The sequence below is a fragment of the Brevibacillus sp. AF8 genome (assembly GCF_021270385.1).
Lineage (GTDB): Bacteria > Bacillota > Bacilli > Brevibacillales > Brevibacillaceae > Brevibacillus.
This window is the reverse complement of the sequence record NZ_JAGQDN010000001.1, coordinates 552,705-572,855: the sequence shown is the minus strand read 5'-3', so window position 1 is coordinate 572,855 and position 20,151 is coordinate 552,705. Positions and strand designations below refer to the sequence as shown.

At 47.8% G+C, this 20,151-nt stretch carries 14 protein-coding genes; 12 read left to right on the top strand and 2 right to left on the bottom strand.

Annotated elements, in window-relative coordinates:
• Positions 1-80 precede the first annotated feature (80 nt).
• The 7 genes from KB186_RS02125 (at position 81) to KB186_RS02095 (ending at position 11,427) form a co-directional block, all read left to right on the top strand.
• Complete coding sequence (locus KB186_RS02125; protein ID WP_217366885.1) at positions 81-1,286, top strand: efflux RND transporter periplasmic adaptor subunit; 1,206 nt, start codon at positions 81-83, stop codon at positions 1,284-1,286.
• Between the two features lie 3 nt (positions 1,287-1,289).
• Positions 1,290-4,331, top strand: a complete 3,042-nt coding sequence (locus tag KB186_RS02120; RefSeq protein WP_173607864.1) for an efflux RND transporter permease subunit — start codon at positions 1,290-1,292, stop codon at positions 4,329-4,331.
• A 176-nt stretch (positions 4,332-4,507) separates the two neighbouring features.
• Positions 4,508-4,711, top strand: coding sequence for a hypothetical protein (locus KB186_RS02115; RefSeq protein ID WP_026043127.1), 204 nt, complete (start codon positions 4,508-4,510; stop codon positions 4,709-4,711).
• Between the two features lie 129 nt (positions 4,712-4,840).
• Positions 4,841-5,308 carry a MarR family transcriptional regulator gene (locus tag KB186_RS02110; protein ID WP_232773028.1) on the top strand — a complete coding sequence of 156 codons (468 nt, stop codon included), beginning with the start codon at positions 4,841-4,843 and terminating at the stop codon, positions 5,306-5,308.
• Positions 5,309-5,394: 86 nt separating this feature from the next.
• A complete protein-coding gene (locus KB186_RS02105) occupies positions 5,395-6,579 on the top strand; it encodes an MFS transporter (RefSeq protein WP_232773027.1) in 1,185 nt (394 codons plus the stop codon).
• 79 nt (positions 6,580-6,658) lie between these two features.
• The gene (locus tag KB186_RS02100) at positions 6,659-9,061 is read left to right on the top strand and encodes an AAA family ATPase (protein WP_232773026.1); all 2,403 of its coding nucleotides are present in this window, start codon (positions 6,659-6,661) and stop codon (positions 9,059-9,061) included.
• Between the two features lie 95 nt (positions 9,062-9,156).
• Positions 9,157-11,427 carry a S8 family serine peptidase gene (locus tag KB186_RS02095; RefSeq protein ID WP_232773025.1) on the top strand — a complete coding sequence of 757 codons (2,271 nt, stop codon included), beginning with the start codon at positions 9,157-9,159 and terminating at the stop codon, positions 11,425-11,427.
• Between the two features lie 51 nt (positions 11,428-11,478).
• On the opposite strand, the gene KB186_RS02090 is transcribed toward KB186_RS02095, so the two are convergent.
• On the bottom strand, positions 11,479-13,110 hold the full coding sequence (locus KB186_RS02090; protein WP_255688322.1) for a PucR family transcriptional regulator: 1,632 nt from the start codon (positions 13,108-13,110) through the stop codon (positions 11,479-11,481).
• A 132-nt stretch (positions 13,111-13,242) separates the two neighbouring features.
• On the opposite strand from KB186_RS02090, the gene KB186_RS02085 reads away from it, so the two are divergent.
• The gene (locus KB186_RS02085; RefSeq protein WP_232773023.1) at positions 13,243-14,751 is read left to right on the top strand and encodes a CoA-acylating methylmalonate-semialdehyde dehydrogenase; all 1,509 of its coding nucleotides are present in this window, start codon (positions 13,243-13,245) and stop codon (positions 14,749-14,751) included.
• Between the two features lie 31 nt (positions 14,752-14,782).
• Complete coding sequence (locus tag KB186_RS02080; RefSeq protein WP_173607857.1) at positions 14,783-16,147, top strand: aspartate aminotransferase family protein; 1,365 nt, start codon at positions 14,783-14,785, stop codon at positions 16,145-16,147.
• Between the two features lie 83 nt (positions 16,148-16,230).
• Here KB186_RS02080 and KB186_RS02075 read toward each other — a convergent pair whose 3' ends face one another.
• Entirely contained in the window at positions 16,231-16,554 is a 324-nt protein-coding gene (locus KB186_RS02075; protein ID WP_173605206.1) for a MazG nucleotide pyrophosphohydrolase domain-containing protein, read from the bottom strand.
• Positions 16,555-16,649: 95 nt separating this feature from the next.
• Between KB186_RS02075 and KB186_RS02070 the strand changes: the two genes are divergently transcribed.
• The 3 genes from KB186_RS02070 to KB186_RS02060 all read left to right on the top strand — a co-directional run bounded on the left by KB186_RS02070 (position 16,650) and on the right by KB186_RS02060 (position 20,142).
• Entirely contained in the window at positions 16,650-17,231 is a 582-nt protein-coding gene (locus KB186_RS02070; protein ID WP_173607856.1) for an LOG family protein, read from the top strand.
• 165 nt (positions 17,232-17,396) lie between these two features.
• The gene (locus tag KB186_RS02065; protein ID WP_232773022.1) at positions 17,397-18,698 is read left to right on the top strand and encodes a hypothetical protein; all 1,302 of its coding nucleotides are present in this window, start codon (positions 17,397-17,399) and stop codon (positions 18,696-18,698) included.
• A 184-nt stretch (positions 18,699-18,882) separates the two neighbouring features.
• Positions 18,883-20,142 (top strand): hypothetical protein, encoded by a 1,260-nt coding sequence (locus tag KB186_RS02060; RefSeq protein WP_173607854.1) that lies wholly within the window; start codon positions 18,883-18,885, stop codon positions 20,140-20,142.
• The last annotated feature ends 9 nt before the right edge of the window (positions 20,143-20,151 follow it).

Below are 20,151 nucleotides of genomic sequence, written 5' to 3'. Positions count from 1 at the left end.
GATAACGAGAGAGAGAATAGGATGTCAGCTTCTTTCAAAAAGACAATGACAAAACTACTGGAGGACTCTACGTGAAGAGTATGCACTATGTCGTTTTGACCGTTGTACTGATGTTCATCACGGGGTGTGGAGTGGAAACGAAACAGGAAACGGAGCAAACCAAACAAAAGATCGTGCAGGTGCACACCGTAAAACAGACAGATTCCTTGCCGACTCCTCTTACTGCTTTCGTTGAATACAAACAGGAGAGCCACCTAGCCTTTGGGGCTTCTGGTACGATTGAACGAATGAACGTAACAAAAGGGGCAAAGGTAACACAAGGCCAGGTATTAAGTTCCTTAAATACGAACTATTATCAAAAAGGGCTGGAAGCGGCACAAAGCCAGGTCCAAAGTGCATCTGCGTTGCGTTCAAAAACGTTGCAAGGAGCAAGCGCGGATCTCATCAGCAAACAACGCTTGGCAGTGGACAGCCAGGAAAAGCGTTTGAAGGATGCCCAGCGGAAATGGGAGACAGCCCAGGAGCTGTTTAAGGGCGGCGCTATTTCGCAGAGTGAGCTGGACAGTGCCCAGTCGGAAAAAGAGCAAATCGAGATTTCGCTACAAGAAGCGCGAATTACATTGGATAAGTTGCTAAAAGGAGCGGAAGTCAACGAGATTGCCAGTGCAGATGCCGAATTAAAACAAGCAGCCAGTCAAGTAGAGCTCGCAAAGAAAACCCTTCAAGAAACGCAACTCGTCGCGCCGTTTAGCGGTACGGTCATCGATGTGACCCAAAAGGCAGGCAGTCTTGCCCAGCCAGGTGAAAGTATCATTCACTTGGTTGATAGCTCGGAAGTAAAGCTGAAGGTCGATGTCCCATTGGATGTGATAGAAAACTACAAGCAAGGGGACAAGGTGCCAGTGACAGTGGAGGGAAAGGCCAAAAGCACAGGGACCATAACATTTATCTCGCCCGTTCTTAACGCAGAAACGGGAAAGTATTTGGTAGAGATAGCTGTCTCCAATAAAGACAACGTGTTGATCGAGGGAATGATCGCGACTGTAGAGATGTCACGCAAGGTAAACGGGATGCTCGTTCCTGTCCAAAGCGTGGGCATTAAAGAAACACAGCGCTTCGTCATGGTTGTCGAAAATGGAGTCATCAAGAGACGCGACGTGGAAGTTGGGCGAATTTTTGGAAATAACGTCGAGATTCTATCGGGCTTACAGACGGGCAATCAAATCCTAATCTCCGGCATAACGTACTACGCCGAAGGAGAAGTCGTTACGGTGAAAGGGGAGTAACCGATGGACAAGGTCATTCTCTTTTTGCTGAAACGAAAAGTGATCCTCTATTTGTGCACATTCCTCATCGTGCTTACCGGAATCGGTGCTCTCTTTTCCTTCCACGTGGAGCTCGTACCGAAAACGAATTTGCCTTGGATTGAAGTGAATATTTCAGGAGGAGCGCTGCCGCCTGAAGAGATGGTGGAAAAGGTCACGGAAAAAATAGAGCAGGAATTGAAATCTGTGGCTGGGATAAAAAATTTCTCATCGAAAACAGGGACGGGGTTTTCTGGCATCTCGATCCTTGCAGAGGATGGGGAAGGTGAAAAGGTCAAGCAAGAGACCCAAAATATTGTGAATCGGCTGCGCAATGAATTTCCCAAAGTAGTGGATACCGTAACCGTCACTCAAACGAATTTAGGTGATGAGGACTTAATCGACTACGCAATGGTTGGTGCCGATACACAGACCATGCTCACCTTGCTGAAGACGACCATTAAGGATCGAATAGAATCCGTCCCGGGTGTGAAGGAAGTGGTCGTATCCGAGGACGGTTTTGAAAATAAGGTTGCGATAACATTTCGTCCTGAACGGCTTACTGCCTATCGAACGACAGCAGCGGATGTTGTTGGTCAGCTACAGGGGACCAATTGGAAAAAAGCTGTGGGGATATTGGAAAATCCCGGATTCGACACCGTTGTGATGATTGACAACAGCTTAAAGAATGTAGAAGGGTTCAAAAACATTTTGATCAAGACACCCAAGGGCAAGGTTGCACTCGAACAACTGGCAACGGTGAGTGACCTGCGCGGAAGCGTGAAGGACGCTATTTCCATGACAGAAGGCAACCTCTTTGTACAAATCAGTGTAAAGCGTGCTCCGGGGAGTGACCTGATCACCACACAGAAAAAAGTCGAGGAAGTTGTGAGGCAAATCAATGAGGAGGCAGGTGGAAACTACGAGCTGAGAGTCATGTTTGAATCCGTCTCCTTTATTAAAAAAGCGATCACCAATTTGAGTCGAGATGTTGTCATCGGGGGCATATTGGCAATCCTCGTACTCTGGGTATTCCTGCGAAACTGGCGTGTGACGATGGTCATTGCCACGACGCTACCTCTCTCCATCCTGATGACTTTCATCGCGCTGAAAGCTGCCGGTTACAACATTGACATGGTGGTATTAATATCACTGAGCTTGTCAATTGGATTGATTGTTGATGCGGCGATCGTTGTTCTGGAGAGTATTTATCATTTGAGAGAAAAGGGAATGCAGCTGAAGCAGGCCATCGTACAGGGCTCAAAAGAGGTGATAGCACCTGTTTTTGCTTCCCAATTAACCTTGATCGTTGTGTTTTTACCGCTAGTGGTCGCGGATTTTGAACAGTGGCTGAAGCCTATTCTTCATACCATTGCGTTTACCGTTACTTCTACCATTCTTGCGTCGACGATTGCAGCTTTTCTGTTTGTTCCGATTTTTTCCGAGCGTTTTCTCCAACATGATAAACAATTGCAGCCCCGTAGCGAAAAAGGGAAAAAAGGGATTGTTTCTCTCTTTCAGCGATTACTGTTGTTAACCCTTCGTCATCGCGTTCTCACATTGCTGGTGGCTCTTGCAATGTTTGTAGGGGCCTTGAGTCTCTTCCCGTTGATTAAAATAGGAAATGGCTTGAATGCCAATGAGAATCAGATTTTTGCCACGTTAACGATGCCCGATGGCACTAGCTTGGAACAGGCACAAACCGCAGCGGTTGAAGCGGAAAAAGCGTTAAGAGAGCTGTCCGACGTGAATCAAGTCTTTTTTACGGCAAAGAAAGAGACAGTGGAGTTAAATATTACATTAGTGACCAAGTCGCAACGAACGCAAGAGAAAGAAGAATTTATGCAAGAAGTAAACGGTCGCTTGAATGCCATTGACGGCGTGGAACAAACGAGTATGACATTTGGATTCTCGGGTAAATCGGCTCCTATTGAGTTGCAGGTCGCCGGCGAAGATTTGGAGGTCTCGCGGTCGATTTCCGCAAAGGTAGAAGAAATGCTGGCGAGCATACCCGGTGTAGTCAATATTCGGAATGATTTCGAAAGAGGGAAGGAAAAAGTAACGCTAATACCCAATCAGGAGGCAATGTCTCAATTGCAGGTTGACTCAGATTCGTTGGACAGCCAAATCAGCATGCTGCTTGGGGAGCAGCCCCTATCCACAATCAGTCAAAATAGTATCGAAACCTCGATTGTTGCCAGATTTCCAGAGACATGGGTGACACATCCTGACCAACTCCAGCAGATCATGATACGAACAGAAACAGGTTCGCATGTGCCGTTACACGAGCTGGTTGATTTTCATTTCAGCAAATCTCCGATTACGATCAAACATGAAAAAGGAGAACAAATCATCACGGTATCCGCAGAACTGTTGGGCACGGATATTGGTACGGCGGGCAGACAAGTAAATGAGAAGCTGGGTACAGTGGAATTGCCTGCCGGGTACAAGATCGAGATCGCTGGTGATTTGAAGGAACAAAATAACACCTTTACGCAAGGAATTATTGTCCTGGTAGCGGTTGTCTCCCTCATCTATGTGATTATGGTGGCACAGTTTGGGAGGTTGTCTCAGCCGTTTATTATCATGCTGTCGTTGCCAATGGCCTTGGTGGGAGTTATTCTTGGATTCGTAGTCACACAGCGAACGTTTGGTGAGATGGCGATGATTGGGCTCATCATGCTGGTAGGAATCGTTGTATCCAATGCAATCCTGTTAATTGACAGAATCAATCTGCTCCGCTCACGGGGGATGGGGTTGGAAGAAGCAATTGTACAGGGCACGCGGGATCGTGTTCGTCCGGTGATTATGACCAAACTGACAGCGATACTCGGTATGCTGCCGATGGGACTCGCTGTTGCGGAAGGAGCGGAACTAGAGGCGCCGCTTGCTACCGGGGTAATTGCGGGGTTGATTTTTCACACGCTCGTAACGCTTGTATTGGTTCCTGTTCTTTATTCGATCTTTGAGGGGATTCGCGAGAAGAGAGTAGCGCGAAAAAAAGCAACTCGCATTGCTGATATGTAAAAAGGAAAACGGGGCACGGCGCTGGCGAACCAGCGTTGTGCCCTCTAACCATTTCATAGAGCCGAATAGCATGACGACAGGTGAGTCGACCAAGGGTGAAACACAACGATTTCTTTGCAACAAAATATTGGATGATTGCCATGTTGCTTGGTCACACTAAGGTGGGAGGTGTAACCATGGAACGAACTATTCAGGTCAATGGTGAGGATTATCATTTCGAGTCAACATATGATGGGGATTCACAGTACAACGTACAAGTACGATGTGGCAAAAAAGTGGTATCGAGTTTCAAAATCTCGGCCGGATCGGAAAGTGAAGTGTTTGAGGCAGCCCGTGCTCATTTTAGTGCAGATAAGGAATTGGGCAATCTAAATGGATAGAGATTGGTCTCGGAACGCAGCTTGCGAATGCAGGGCTGCGGTTTTTTCTTGCGTAAAAGGAAGTCTCATGATAAAGTTATTTTGTTTCCGTGGAAACAAAGGTAGAACATATAAGGAGCTGATGCTGCATTGGACCCTAAAAAGAAGCTTTGGAATCGATGGATCACCTTTCTACATAAACAGGAGCAGCGCAGCAAGCTACGTGAAGAAATGCTATTGCGCCAGATCAAAATTAGCGTACCAGATTACGATAAGGTTGGAAGGTTATCCGTAACAGAGCTCCACGTCCTTCAAGAGGTAGGGAGAAAAGATCGAGTCAATGTTACAACAATTGCACTGCATATTGGGGTAACAAAGAGCGCGATATCCAAAATAACAGTCAAACTTTTGAAGAAAGGATTACTCGAGCGGTATCAGCTCGAAGACAATCAGAAGGAAGTTTTTTTCAGGCTGACATCAGCAGGAGAGATGGTAAACGAGATTCATGAACACTATCATCAACGCCTGGAAAATGACATGTACCGATTCTTGGATAGGTATACGCCTACTGAATTGGCATTTTTGGAAAAGGTCATAAGAGAAGCAACAGAAGATTAGGGGAAACATACTACGGGTGTTCATTATTTTTTTTTGCGAAATTGTTTCCAAGGACACAATATTAGAGAGATAAGAGGAGAGCAACCATGAATCCAAAAAAAGTACTGTACCTACTTGGGATAACGCTAATGCTAGGTATGTTCGCGCAAAATTTGTTCATGCCTATTTTACCAGCCATGCAAAAAGAATTTCAGACGAGTGCAACCATGATTAACTGGACTGTTTCAATCTTTACCGTCATGCTCGCGATTATGCAAATCATCTACGGACCATTTATCGATAGGTTCGGTCGAAAGCGTGTTATGATACCTGCCCTGATCCTATTTACGATCGCGTCAATCGGATGCTATCTGGTCGATTCGATTTATGGGCTACTATTTTTCCGGGCTTTACAAGGGGCGGGATTTGCTGCCATTCCGATCGTAGCCGCAACGATTATTGGAGACATATTTACAGGAGTCCAACGTGCATCTGCGATGGGTACTTATCAGATGCTGCTTGCGCTTAGTCCGGCCCTTGGTCCACTGTTAGGAGGCTGGATTGGCGGCATCGGCGGACATTCTGCGGTCTTTTTGTTTTTGGCGATCTGCGCAGTCTTTCTTGTCTGCATCAATGCTGTATGGTTACCTGAAACGAAAAAGGCTCAAGCTACATCATCAGGCGGTTTTACACGAGGGTCCTTCCGTAATATTTTGCTCCACCCAGTCGGAGCATCTGTCATTTTAATCGGTTTTAGCCAAATGTACGCGTATTATTGCTTTCTGCTGTTTCTCCCAGTCCAATTGACGAACCACTACGCAGTCACCGTTGAAATAATCGGTTTGGTTTTCTTGCTCGTGTCAGTTGTCTTTATTATCAGTAGCAAGCTGTCTGCTGTGTTGCAAAATCGATGGGGAGCACGGAAAACATTACTGGTGACGACAGGTGCAAATGCTTTGGCGATGTTTCTTTTTATGACTGCGGCTGATGTTTCTTTTCTCCTGCTTGTGCTAACAAGTACGCTGTTTGCCTTAACCTTGGGTGTAGGTATGCCTGCACACACGATTTTGCTATCCGAAGTATTTGAAGCAGAGCGTGCAACGTCCATTGGTGTGTACAATTTCATCCGCTATACGGGCATGGCTGCAGGTCCGGTTGTAGGTGCGATGCTGTTAGAATGGGGAGGGGTCTGGTTTGAATTTGGTATGGCCGGTATCCTCATTGCTTGCGCGACCTTATTCGCACGACAAAAGGTGAAAAGAACCGCTGTGAACATTCAAGGGGAGCTCTAATGTTCGGACAGACTTTTCATGTTCGGCTAAATATGCTACAACAGGGATGAAACAATGGAGCGGGAGGAGCTATCAAAAGATGCAGCATCAAGAAGAACGGGACCCGAGGTTACTGATTGCAAGCTTTAGCGAAAATCCGTCTAGCATCCAGTCGCTAACCGAAGGCGAATGCCTGACATTCCTGCAAATGCTCGAACAGTATCGCCAAGAACATCCAGACGAAGAGCTTGATTTGACGGAAGCGATGGTGCTGACACGGATGTCTGCTTTGCGGATGCATAAAACAGGAGGCCATACACTTGCGACTGAATGGGTAGATCGTGCGCTTCAACTAGCCCCTGATTATCGCTACGCTGGAGAAGTTAAGCTTGAGCTGTACTTTACACAGTTGCGATCCCATGCCTTTCTCACTGAATTCAAGTCAGTGCGTGAAACGGATAACGTCGTCATGCGCAGGAGAACAGTTGAGGTACTGGAAGATCAGGCAACCAATGAGCTCGCTGACATCACGAAATGGCGCTCTCTTGCGGAGGAGACGCTACTGGCAGCGCAAAAGTGGAGCGATTCGGAGGCGGAAGCTACAGCTGCTGGCCTCGTGCTGTTATACACGGAACGACAAAATTTATTAGTACAATTGCAAGAACGTGTTCAAGCGTATGGAGCGTCTTTATCCGGGGTCTTTTACTCCAGTGAAATGCTCGTCCAATTGCAAGAGACGATTCGCGCTTTAACGAACCAGCAAGAACAGAAAGAAAAGCTTCTGCCGCAAAGGAACGAAAGGGTAGAAGATCGCGAAAAAGCTCCTCAGCAAGATAGGGGTGCTTTAGAGCAATTGGAGCAGTTGATCGGCTTGGACGAGATCAAGCATCGGGTTCGGCAGCTGGCGCAATTTCTGCAGTATCGCCAGCTACGCGAAGAAAAGGGCTGGCATATGAAAGATCAGCTCCCCCTTCATCTTGTGCTGATGGGAAACCCAGGCACGGGGAAGACGACTTTGGCTCGCTTGATCGCCAAGCTGTATCAAGAGCTTGGGTTGTTGGAAAAAGGACAGCTCATCGAGGTGGATCGTTCTCAGTTGGTCGGCGCTTACGTGGGACAGACAGAGCAGCGCGTCATGGAGGCGATAAAGCAGGCAGACGGCGGCGTCCTGTTTATCGATGAGGCATACAGCTTGAAGCGTCCAGATAGCTCTGGCAGTGATTATGGACAAGTCGCAATAGACACGCTTGTATCCGCTATGACGAGTGGCGAGTATGCAGGACGCTTCGTCGTGATGCTGGCGGGCTATCCCGAAGAAATGCGTCACTTTTTGTACGCCAACCCTGGGCTAAATAGTCGTTTTCCAGAGACGGGCCACTTTTTGCTGCCGGACTATCAGGCGGACGAACTGGTGCATATTGCAGAAGAAGTAGCCGTACGGAACGATTTTACTCTGACAGAGGCGGCAAAAGTTACGCTGCGGCAGCGCATTGAAAAAGCACAAGTAGACGAGACGTTTGGCAATGCAAGGACAGTCACCAATATCGTGCTCGATGCTATCTTTGCCAAAGGACGCGAAACAGACGGTAAAGAACTGAAATGGGATGACTTTACGATTCTGAAGCCCGAGGATGTACGTGGCTTCGATCCGCCGCAAAAAGAAAGAAATGCGGAAGCTCGACTACAAGCGTTGATTGGTCTTGCTCAAGTGAAAACGGAGTTGAAAAAAATCGCGGCATATGTGTCCATCCAGCAAGAACGCGCAGCGAGAGGCCTGCCGAAAAGTCCGATTGAGCTGCATGCCGTCTTTACTGGAAATCCAGGTACAGGGAAGACGACGGTCGCCCAGCTGTATGCACAGATTTTGCAAGAAATCGGCTATTTGAAACGCGGTCATCTAGTTACGGCGAGTAGAGCCGACTTGGTAGCAGGGTATGTCGGTCAGACCGCAGCGCTTACTCGCAGAAAAGTTCGCGAAGCCTTGGGTGGCGTCTTGTTTATCGATGAAGCGTATTCGCTGCTCGGCGGAGGAGAGCGGGATTTTGGGCAGGAAGCGGTTGATACGCTCGTAGAGGAGATGACCAAACACGAAGAGAATCTCGTCGTGGTCCTCGCAGGCTACCCACTCGAAATGAATGCATTACTAATGAGCAACCCTGGACTATTGTCACGGTTTAAAAAATATATTGCGTTCCCCGACTACACGGTGCAGGAACTCGTACACATTCTTGAACAGGCTGCATGTGATGTGGGGTATGTGATTGAGAAGAACGTGTTGGAAATGATCGCACAGTCCTTGGATAAAGCAGACAGTGATCATCGATTGAATGGCAACGGTCGTTTTAGCCATAACCTGTTGCAAGAGGCGATCCAAAACCAGGCTGTGCGACTGATAGATATTCCGAAGCAGGAATGGAATCAGGAAATGCTCATGCAGTTGGCATGGGTCGATTTTCAACCGCTATTACAGTGGACGGCAGAAGAGGATGGGACAAAAAATTAGTTTTTGTCCCATGTCTATGCCTTCTTACTCTTTTGACAATTCACCCTTTCTCTTATAATGGATAGAAATGGTTTTATTATGCCATGGGGGGAAGGGTGTTTGGTTTGCGAAAAAAATGGCAGGCAGCTTTATGCGCGACACTTGTTCTGACACTTTCGCTGGAAGGCATTCCGGCGGATGCCAAACAAGAGGGAGAGCGTCGGGGCAATATCCAGATCGAAGCGGATGAGGGTCTGGCCCTGGACAAGCTTTCGTCGAAAAAGAGAGAGTCTGAGCTCGTCGTTATTCAGTTATCCGGTCCTGTTCGTGAGGAGTGGAAAGAAGAACTGGAAGAAATCGGCGTCACGCTTGGTGATTACATACCGGATTTTGCATTCATCGCAAAAATGGAGGATGAACAGGTAAGAAAGGAAGTCGAGAAGCTGTCCTTTGTCGAAGATGTAATGTCCTTTACACCGAAGTCGAAGGTATCGTCCGAGCTTCGTTTTGAAGGAGGCAAAAGAGAGCGGGTCGAGGTTGCCGTCGTCGGTTTCAATCAACGGGTGGACATGTATCGAGCGATGACAAAATTGACGGAGGATCAAGATATAGGAGACATTCAATCACCTGAGGATGCTCCGCATATATCAATCGCTAAGATGGATCAGGAAACGATTGAACAAGTGATCGAATCAGATGATGTCATTGCGGTTGTCCCCGTGCCAGAAAACAAGCTGCACAATGATGTGGCAGCTACCATCATTCATTCAGACAAGCTGGCCTCGACAGGGTACACAGGCAAGGGACAAATTGTCGGAGTCGCCGATACCGGACTTGATACAGGGAAGCTCCAAACGATGCATCCAGATTTTAAAGGCCAAATTGAGAAGCTCATTTCACTTGGCCGACCGAATGATGCGAGCGATGTCCACGGTCATGGTACGCATGTAGCTGGCTCCATTGTAGGCACAGGTGAAGCATCAGATGGACAGTATAAAGGAACGGCACCGGGTGCCAAGCTCGTATTTCATTCCATAGAGAACGGGAAAGGGAAGCTCGTTACGGATGTCGAGACCATTTTGCAGGAAGCATACGAAGAGGGAGCCCGCATTCACTCCAATTCATGGGGGGCGAATGACAAGGGAGAGTACAGCTTGTCATCGATGCTGTTTGATCGCTTTTTATGGGAGCATCCAGATATGACGGTGCTTGTTGCGGCTGGAAACGAAGGAGAGAAAGGTTTTAAAACGATCGGGAGCCCAGCCACCGCTAAAAACGTCATTGCCGTTGGCGCTACAGAAAATGTTCGTCCGGACTTGGGGAAGAACTCCGATAAAGCGGACGACGTGTGGGTATCGAGCAGTCGCGGCTTAACAGGCGACGGGCGTTTGAAGCCGGATATTGTCGCGCCTGGTACAGCGATCTTATCCACGCGCTCTTCACTGGCACCGAGCAAAAATTTCTACAAGCGTTTTAATGAACATTACGCGTATATGAACGGCACGAGCATGGCGACGCCGATTTTAGCGGGCGGTGTGGCACAAATCCGGGAATTTTTGCAGGAAGAAGGGGAAAAAAATCCGAGCGGTGCATTAGTAAAAGCCATGCTGTTGACGAGTGCAGACAACTTGGATGAAGACATGCGAGAGCAAGGCTTCGGACGAGCCAATCTGGCGAATGCGATTGAAACGAACTACAAGGACGAGAAGGACGGCATTCGCACGCGTGAAAAAGTTACGTATAAGGTCAAGGTCTCGGATGATTCCAAGCCTTTGGCAATTACGCTAGCGTGGACGGATTATCCTGCTGCCATTGTCGCAAAGCGTGCACTCGTCAACGATTTGAATCTGAAAGTAACGACACCGAGTGGAGAAAAACTGAACGGCAACGACTTTTTTGAACCCCCGTACAACGACGAAGTGGACAACCTGAACAACGTCGAGCAAGTATGGATTACTGAACCGGAAGAGGGAATCTACACCGTGACGGTCGAAGGCTATAACATCCCGAAAGGGCCTCAGCCGTATGCGCTAGCAACTACGGGAAAATGGCAAAAGGCCGATGACGAGGAAGAGGAGAAGCCACCGGTTGAACAAGAGCCATTCCGAACAGGAAAGCTGGCGAAAAAGCAGAAATACATGGACTATTCCATTCGCATCAGTGAGCCAGGGGATTTGGAATTGTCCGTAGACTGGAAAGAGGATGCAGATGTTGATTTGTACGTGTATAACAGTCGTTCCAAAGAGCTTGCGTCTGCTACAACGTCCAGCAATCCTGAGCAGCTAACCGTGAATATCGAACAAACCGGCTTGTACAAAATTCGTGTCGTGCTGACGGAAGGCAAAGAAGCGAAGTATCGCCTTTATATGAATAAGCCGGGGAAATAAATCTAAGACACAACCTCCATCTTCTGAACAGATGAAAGGTTGTGTCTTTTTTTAGTTCTGCTCTTCCTTGTTTAACCAGTCTCTCGCTCGCATGGCGATTTCCAAGCAAATCCTTTTTTGCGTTGCTGTGTAATCCTTTCCGAGAATTTCTTCGATTTTTTCCAAGCGATGATAGAGCGTTTGACGATGAATGAACAGTTTTTCCGCAGCTTCCTGCTTGGAAAGGTTACTCTCCAAATAGACACGCAGCGTATGAACGAGCGAGGAGCTATGTGCTTGGTCATGGGCTAGCAGCGGACCGAGGTAATCGCTTATGAAGGCCTTTAATACAGGCTCACTAGGGACGTGGAACAGGAGTCGGAACAATCCGAGATCAGCGAAAAACGGACTGGATGATTCCTGACAAAAAGCCAGTGCCTGTTCCGCTTCCGCGAGGTGCCGTCCAGCGTCTGACAACCGTTTTCCGGCTCGACTGACACCTATCCGTATTTGAATATCCGCTCCTAGCATTTGCGTCATGATCCTTTTGACATCGCGAAAGGCTTTTTCCAGGGTACGCCGGGAATCTGCAAGCGGACGCTGCTCGATCAGCAAAAAGTAAAAGCGATGGCCCATGCATCGTATGAAAGGCCGAAAGTGATGACGGGTCAAAAGTGAACGGAAGATAGCTGTCAGATCGTGCGGCGGAAGGGAGTCCTGGGCCAGGTTCTTCGGCTTCTCAAACGATAAAATAATCATGTGATAGGCCGAGGCTTTACCGCTGCCCGTGATACCAAGCAAGGAACACATTTGTTCCTCTGGAATAGAGCGGTTGGCAATCAAATCATCAAACAGTCGGTTTTCGGTAGCAAGCGCCTGTTCCACAAACATTTTCCGCATTAAAATTTGAGCCATCGCGCTGACCGTATTGTCTAAGGTCAGGAGCAAATACTCATCCGGACTGCGTTCATACAAAACAATGCCGACATAGGCGAGCACGTGCCCCATTGCCATCACGGGTTGATAGGCAAGCTGTCTGGTCGCAGATAGAGAAAGGAAGCGGACACCAGCTCCACTACTATCCAGTCCGGAAAAATGAGACCGCATCAAATCGCTCATCTCCACTGCAACATCATGTGGTACCACCGGAGCAAATTGTGTCGAGCCATCTGGTGCGTAATAGAAGACCTGCGTCTGAACCGCCACCTGAAAATGCTGCAATAGCTTGAGTATGCCCGCTGCCTGCAGGCTGAGCTGTTGCAAACTGCGAGAGTAGGCTTCGAGATTCCGGAGTGCTTGCATCTGCGATTGGATCAAATGCTCGTGCAAATCTTGCGTGATGTCCACAAAGCGGACAGGCTGATGGAAAACGAGCAACGGAAACTGGTGGTGGTTCGCCAGCTCTAGCATATCTTCCGGGATGGAGGGGATGTAACGTCCCAGCTCGATGCACAGCCCGACTGCTTTTCGCCGAATGAGCTCTGTTAAATACGCAAGTCGCTTTTCCTTTTCTTCGCCAAATCCTAGCCCGGTTGATAGGATCAGTTCGCCGCCATTTAAAAACTGTCCCGTATCGGCAGTCTCCAAGACGTGAACCCAGCGAACAGGACGGGACAGGCCACGATGCCCTGCCACCACTTGAACATGTTGAAACAATGGACGGTTGATGATTTCTGCAATGGTCAGGCGCAAATCGTTGCTCAATAGGATCACCTCCTCCAGTTACACTCTGTAAGATTAACCCTACGTAATGCGTTACACTTTGTCTAGTGCTGACAGGCATTATTTTTGGATAAAATGGAATTGTCAATCAATTGAACGTGAGGAGTTGAAGGGATGAACACAGCTATCGTTGGAAATCCGTTGCAAAACTACATCGGGGGCCAGAAGGTAGATTCACTGACGACACGTTTTGAAGATGTACCCAATCCGGCAACAGGAGAATTGTTGTCACGCGTACCACTGTCGACGAAAGAAGATGTGGACAAGGCTGTTGCTGCTGCAAAGAAAGCGTTTGTGAGCTGGAGTGCTACCCCTGTCGTGGATCGTGCGCGCATTATGTTTCGTTTTCATAGTCTTCTCGTCAAGCACGAGGATGAACTTGCCCGGATGATCACCATGGAGAACGGCAAAAATCTGCCTGAGGCACAGGCAGAGCTATTGCGTGGGTTGGAAATGGTAGAGTTCGCCTGTGGGATGCCGACACTGATGATGGGAGAAACGTTGCCTAATATCGCAAACAGCATCGACAGTCAGGTGATCCGTTTTCCGTTAGGGGTAGTCGGCGGGATTACACCGTTTAACTTCCCTGTGATGGTCCCGATGTGGATGTACCCGATTGCGATAACCGCAGGAAATACGTTTGTCTTAAAGCCCTCGGAGCGCACGCCGCTGTCTTCGATTCGGATTGCTGAACTGCTTAAGGAAGCAGGGCTCCCAGACGGTGTATTCAATGTGGTAAACGGAGCGCATGATGTCGTCAATGGTCTGTTGGAGCATCCGGATGTTAAAGCGATCTCTTTCGTCGGCTCACAGCCGGTAGCAGAATACGTGTACAAGACAGCAGCGGCGAACGGGAAGCGTGTGCAAGCACTGGCTGGAGCGAAGAATCATCATTTAGTCATGCCTGACACGGATTTGAAGCGCGCGGCAAAAACAATTACAAGCTCCGCATTCGGCTGTGCAGGAGAGCGGTGTATGGCAGCCAGCGCTGTCGTAGCTGTCGAGGAGATTGCCGATGAGCTGATCGCGCATCTAATCGAGGAAGCGAATGCTCTCGCGATGGGAAATGGTTTGGAGGAAGGTATCGATCTCGGTCCTGTCATCCGTGATTCGCACTTGTCTAAAGTACATGACTATATCGAAAAAGGGGTCGAGTCTGGTGCCGCACTGGTACGTGATGGTCGCCAGGATGCGGAAAAGCTGCCGGATGGCTACTTCCTCGGGCCAACGATTTTTGACAAGGCAGATGCCGAGATGGTCATTGTCCGCGACGAGATTTTCGCGCCTGTCCTGAGTGTGATGCGTGTGAAGGACTTTGAAGAGGGCTTGGAGACCATTAGCCGCTCGCGTTTTGGCAATGGGGCGACCATCTACACGAACAACGGAAAATGGGGAAGAGAATTCGTTCAGCAAGTGGAAGCGGGGATGGTCGGTGTCAATGTAGGGGTGCCTGCTCCGATGGGCTTCTTTGCCTTCTCGGGCTGGAAACAGTCTTTTTACGGTGATTTGCATGCAAATGGAAAAGACGGCGTCCTCTTTTTCACGAAGAAAAAAACGGTCACATCCAGATGGTTCGAAGATGGCGATACCAGCATTGGCTCGCAAAAAGTGTTTGTAAAATAACCTCTTACGAAAAAAGAAGGAGGATTGCGCGATGGAGCAAGGACAAGTGACAAAAGATTTTGATAAAGAGAGCTTGCTGGATGCCGACCGTTCGCATATGTGGCACCATATGTCCCCGTACAACCCCAATCCGATGATCGTAACGGAAGCGAGCGGATCGTGGATCACCGATATCGACGGGAACCGGTATCTGGATGGGATGTCTGGCTTGTGGTGCGTCAATGTTGGCTATGGCCGACAGGAGCTCGCAGACGCCGCTTACGAGCAACTGAAGCAATTGGCGTATTTTCCACTCACACAAAGCCACGTACCTGCTATTCGTCTATCCGAGAAGATCAGCGAATGGCTTGGAGAGGAGTATCGCGTTTTCTTTTCCAACAGCGGCTCGGAAGCGAACGAGGTCGCATTCAAGATTGCCCGTCAATATCATCATCAGAACGGGGAGCCGGGCCGTTACAAATTCATTTCGCGCCATCGCGCCTACCACGGGAATACGATGGGGGCCCTCGCTGCAACTGGTCAATCCATACGCAAGGAAAAATACGAGCCATTAGCGCCTGGCTTCCTGCATGTACCGCCGCCTTACTGCTATCGCTGTCCGGCAGGAAAATCGTACGGCAAATGCAATCTGGAGTGCGCCCAATATTACGATCAAGTGATCAATTGGGAAGGAGAAAAGACCGTGGCTGCCGTCATCATGGAGCCGACTATTACCGGGGGAGGCGTCCTCGTTCCTTCGCCGGAATACATGCCAAAAGTGCGTGAAATCTGCGATAAGTACGGTGTGTTGATGATCGTGGATGAGGTCATCTGTGGATTTGGTCGCTCTGGTCAAAAGTTCGGCCACCAAAACTTCGGAATCAAACCAGACATCGTGACCATGGCCAAAGGTATCACAAGTGCATACTTGCCACTTTCTGCAACAGCAGTACGGGCCGAAATCGCAGACAAATTCAATGAGCAGGGGAATAATCTGCATTTCCGACATGTCAATACGTTCGGCGGCAATCCGGCGGCATGTGCGCTTGCCCTGAAAAATCTCGAAATTTTGGAAGAGGAAAAACTGGTGGAGAGAGCGGAGGAACTCGGAGCAGAATTACGTGCCAAGCTGGCTTTTCTCGCAGATCATCCATACGTTGGAGACATTCGCAGCTTCGGTTTCCTGATGGGGATCGAGATGGTAGAGGATCGTAAAACAAAGGAACCTGCGGCGCCGGCGAAATTGACACAGGTCATTGCCGAGTGCAAGAAGCGGGGATTAATTATCGGGCGCAATGGCGACACCATTCCGAGCTTCAACAATGTGCTGACACTCTCACCACCATTTACCACGACGAGCGATGATCTCGATTTTATTGCGCAGGTTATGAAGGAAGCCTTTGATACACTGGAGTAGGAGTAGCTAGAACGAAAAGACGATTAGACGAAAGCAGCGGTAGACTAGGAGATGCGAAAATCCTAGACTGCCGCTGTATGTATTCAACGATGGAGCTGATAGCGCTTTTGCAGCTTTGCTCGATGTGCTTCCAAAATCTCCTCAAAAGGAACCTCGTATTGGTTTGCCAGCAAGATTAAATTCCCAAGTACATCGCCCAGCTCTTCCACCAGCTCCTGCCGCGCTTCCGCTGCGGGTTTCTCCCCTTCATCTGGACGATCTCGACCAATTTCAATGGCGCGTACAGCTCTTGCCAGCTCGCCAGCCTCTTCCATCAGAAAACCTACTCGAATAAACGGACCATACCCTGTCCAACCTCGTTCTTGATAAAAATCTCCTACCCATTTTTGGAACTCAGTTATATTCATATATATCTGTCCCTTCCTGATTTTAGTATAATTATATGACACGCAAAGAAATTTAGGAAAAGCCATTCTACTTCAACAAGTTTTGGGAGGATGACATGAAACGTATTTGTGTTTATGCAGGTTCCAATCCGGGTGTAAATCCACTTTTTGAGCGGTCCGCACAGGAGTTGGGAAAAGAACTGGTCGCTCGTGGTCTTGAATTGGTCTATGGTGGTTCCAGCATGGGACTGATGGGGCGCGTTGCAAATGCAGTACTGGAAAGCGATGGAAAAGCGATCGGCGTCATGCCTACAGGACTGTTCCGCGGAGAAATCGTACATAAAGGGCTGACAGAATTGCATGAGGTCTTGACGATGCACGAGCGCAAAGCGAAAATGATCGATCTGTCTGATGGCTTCATTGCTTTGCCAGGTGGATTGGGTACCTTTGAAGAAATTTTTGAAGTGGTGAGCTGGGGTCAAATTGGCATTCACCAAAAGCCAATTGGACTGCTGAACGTGGATGGCTACTATACGCCGTTGATGCAAATGGTAGAGCATGCAACTGAAGCCGGATTTATTCCCGCTATGCAGGGTGAATTGATCCTGTGCGAGAGTGATCCCGCTGTCTTGCTAGATCGGATGCGAGATTACACACCGCCAGTGAAAGTGAACAAGTGGTCGGAGCTGGATAAATAGAACGTGAAAAAATACCCCGAAGCCTTCCATGTGTGGGAGGAATTCGGGTTATTCTAGTTATTGACAGGATGAATGCAGAAGTGTTAATGTAGTTGATTATATCCCTAGTAAACATATAGGAATAATATCAATATGATTCTTCTTCATACGTCAGGAGGATACTTCATGAACAGATCAGCAAAATGGCTACAACTCTCCACTTCAGCAGCCGTACTCTCGGCGGCGCTCGTTTTTCCAACTGCAGTCGGTGCAACAACGAAAACAACGGTAGAAGCACACGTAGAGTGGAACAGCTTTTTGCAGCAGCAATACGGTGTGAAATTTGACAAGACAGTAACTCGCGAGCAATTCGAGAACGCATTGCTCAAGATCGTATCTACTACCACAAGTATATCGGAAAAAGACTTGTCAGCCAAAACTTTCTTGCCTGCATCCAAAGATGCCTCCAAGCTGGTTGTATGGGAAGCAGTCAGTGCTGCCGTAAAAGCTGCAGAGTTAAAAGAGCTCGGGTATACATATAGCGAGGAAAAAGCAGCGGCTGCCTTGAAAAAAGCAGGGATTTCGTATAAAAAAGGCAGCACGCTTACTTTGCAGGCTGCACAAGAGCTGGCTGTAGCCATTGACACGGGGCTTGTGTCCGCCAATGCGTTGAAGTCAGCATCTGTAGAAGGAGCAGTATCCGCAGAGCTTGCTAGTCAATTGCTAGCAAAAGTAGCAGAGTTCCATGGCTCTGCCAAAAACTTTCTGGGAACAATCGCCGATGAAGAGATTTTTGGCAAGCTCGCACAGGCGTGGAATGAATCGCAAATCATTAAAGCAGGTGAATTACAAGAGCTCGTAGACAAAGGCTTGAAGCAAAATCTGATTACTGGCTACAATTTGAAGGATGCCGCATTCGATCCTCATTTTGATCCGCAGCGCACAATTACGTATGGGCATAGTGATATCGCTCACGCCATTCAATTAATCGGCCTGTTAAAAAGTGAAGGCGTCAATGCCAAGGTTCAATTTGAACCAAAAACATCTGCCTTCATTTACTTGAAGGAATGGGGAGAGCCCGTTCAAACAGCCGATTATGAAGTGGTTCAGATTGAAAACGGCAACTACATTGCGTATGCCAAGGAGTACGATCTCAGCCTGGAATTCGACAGCGTAGAAGCGAAGAAGAAATTCCAGCCACTTGTTTTGAAATATGCCAAACGGGATCAAGAGGACATGACTGGATTGCTCAAGGCTTCTTGGTGGCAGCCGCTTTATCATTCCCGTACAGAGCTGGCAGATTATGCTGTCATTACGAACAACGTGTTAAAAGATGGTCGTTATGTCGTGCAGTCTTTCTCGCTGAATGAAGAATCTCCAAAAGTTGTGGAAGGCTTCCATAAGCTGAATGACAAGGTAAAGGTAGAGACATACAAGTTCTGGGTAGATCAACCGTTCTTCAATTATCTCAACGGTGAATCGAAGTAAATCAAGTGCATTGAAAAGCGTCCTTCCCTTCAAAAAATGGGGGAAAGGACGCTTTATTCTGTTACATTGATAATGGATAAAAAACTTTTTAGCGGATTTTGTCTATTTCTGGTATAATTTAGGGATAACCGTTGTTTTATGGCGATGGTTGTATAGTCATGCTGATAGTTTGGGAGGGAATGAAGTGGAAAAGAAAGCGATAATGCTACTGTTGTCCTGCTGTTTGTTCGCTTCGACAGCATTCGCAGCAAGCGCATCAACGACAATGCCAATCACACCGCAAAGCGGTACTGGAACATCCGTGCAGGCACCAGCAGATTTGTCAAAAGGGCTGCTCGTGAATACCTTCACTTCCCATCAGTGGAAACAAGATTCGCTTACGAAACTACTGGGAAAATCCGTGAAAGAATTTGATGATTATGTGTATTATCCACAAGGAATCAGCATGAAGTGGGACGAAAACAAGCAAGCGTTTGCCGTTCTCGTTGAACCTTCCTATAAAGGCGAAGTTGTCAAAGGGATTACGACCTCCAAAAGAAAAGACGAGATCGTCCGAGTCTTGGGTAAACCACATTTTTCCGATGAAAAGCTTGCGTTGATTGGCTATGCAGAACAGGGCTATTACTTGTTTTTCACGTTTGCGCAGGATAAAGTAAAAGCCATTTCTATTTATCGGCGTGATCAGATCACCGATACGAAAGCACTTGTTGATATGGCAAAAAATTTACAAGACGATGGTGAGAAATTAGGGGCACCCGCCGAATATGCTGATTTTTCTATCTTTGGTGCTTGGGGTAAGCCGGATTTTACGTATCATCTCAGGGGAATCGGTACATATGCGTGGGAGTATCCATCCAGAGGCATCGCCTACGATGGTATGCCAGAGGATGCAACGCTAACCATCTACAGTAATTTTTCGAGCAAAGACACGCTCGCAGATTTGAAAAACGTAAAGAACATCGTCTTTTCCAAAGAAGATTCCCTGTTCTTGATCGAAAAACTGAGAATCGAAACGGAAAAAGAAAAAATCGAATTAGCGAAAAAAGCTGGAATCCCTTCACCAGACAAGAAAAAAATCGCAGTGATTGATTCAGACAATTTGTACAATACCGCGAATATTCGTTTCTACCAGCCGGATTACACACCGCAAGCTCAACTATTTCCAGGTTATTTTATCGATGAAGTAACATGGTTGGACAACAACTGGGTCTTGTATCAGACAATGATGGGTGTGGGAGTTTATCATGTCACAACACATGAAAAGATAGAAATTGTAGGGATGGAGAAAAAGGCAAACGAGCCTTTTGATATGCTGGATGTCAATGCAGTCAAGCCTGATCTGACGAAAAAAGCAATTGTGTTTGAGGTCAGCATGAAAGAGAAGAAACAGACTTTCACGGTTCGCTATCAAATCACGGGTGACAAAATCACGTTCTCCTGGTAGAGAATAGGG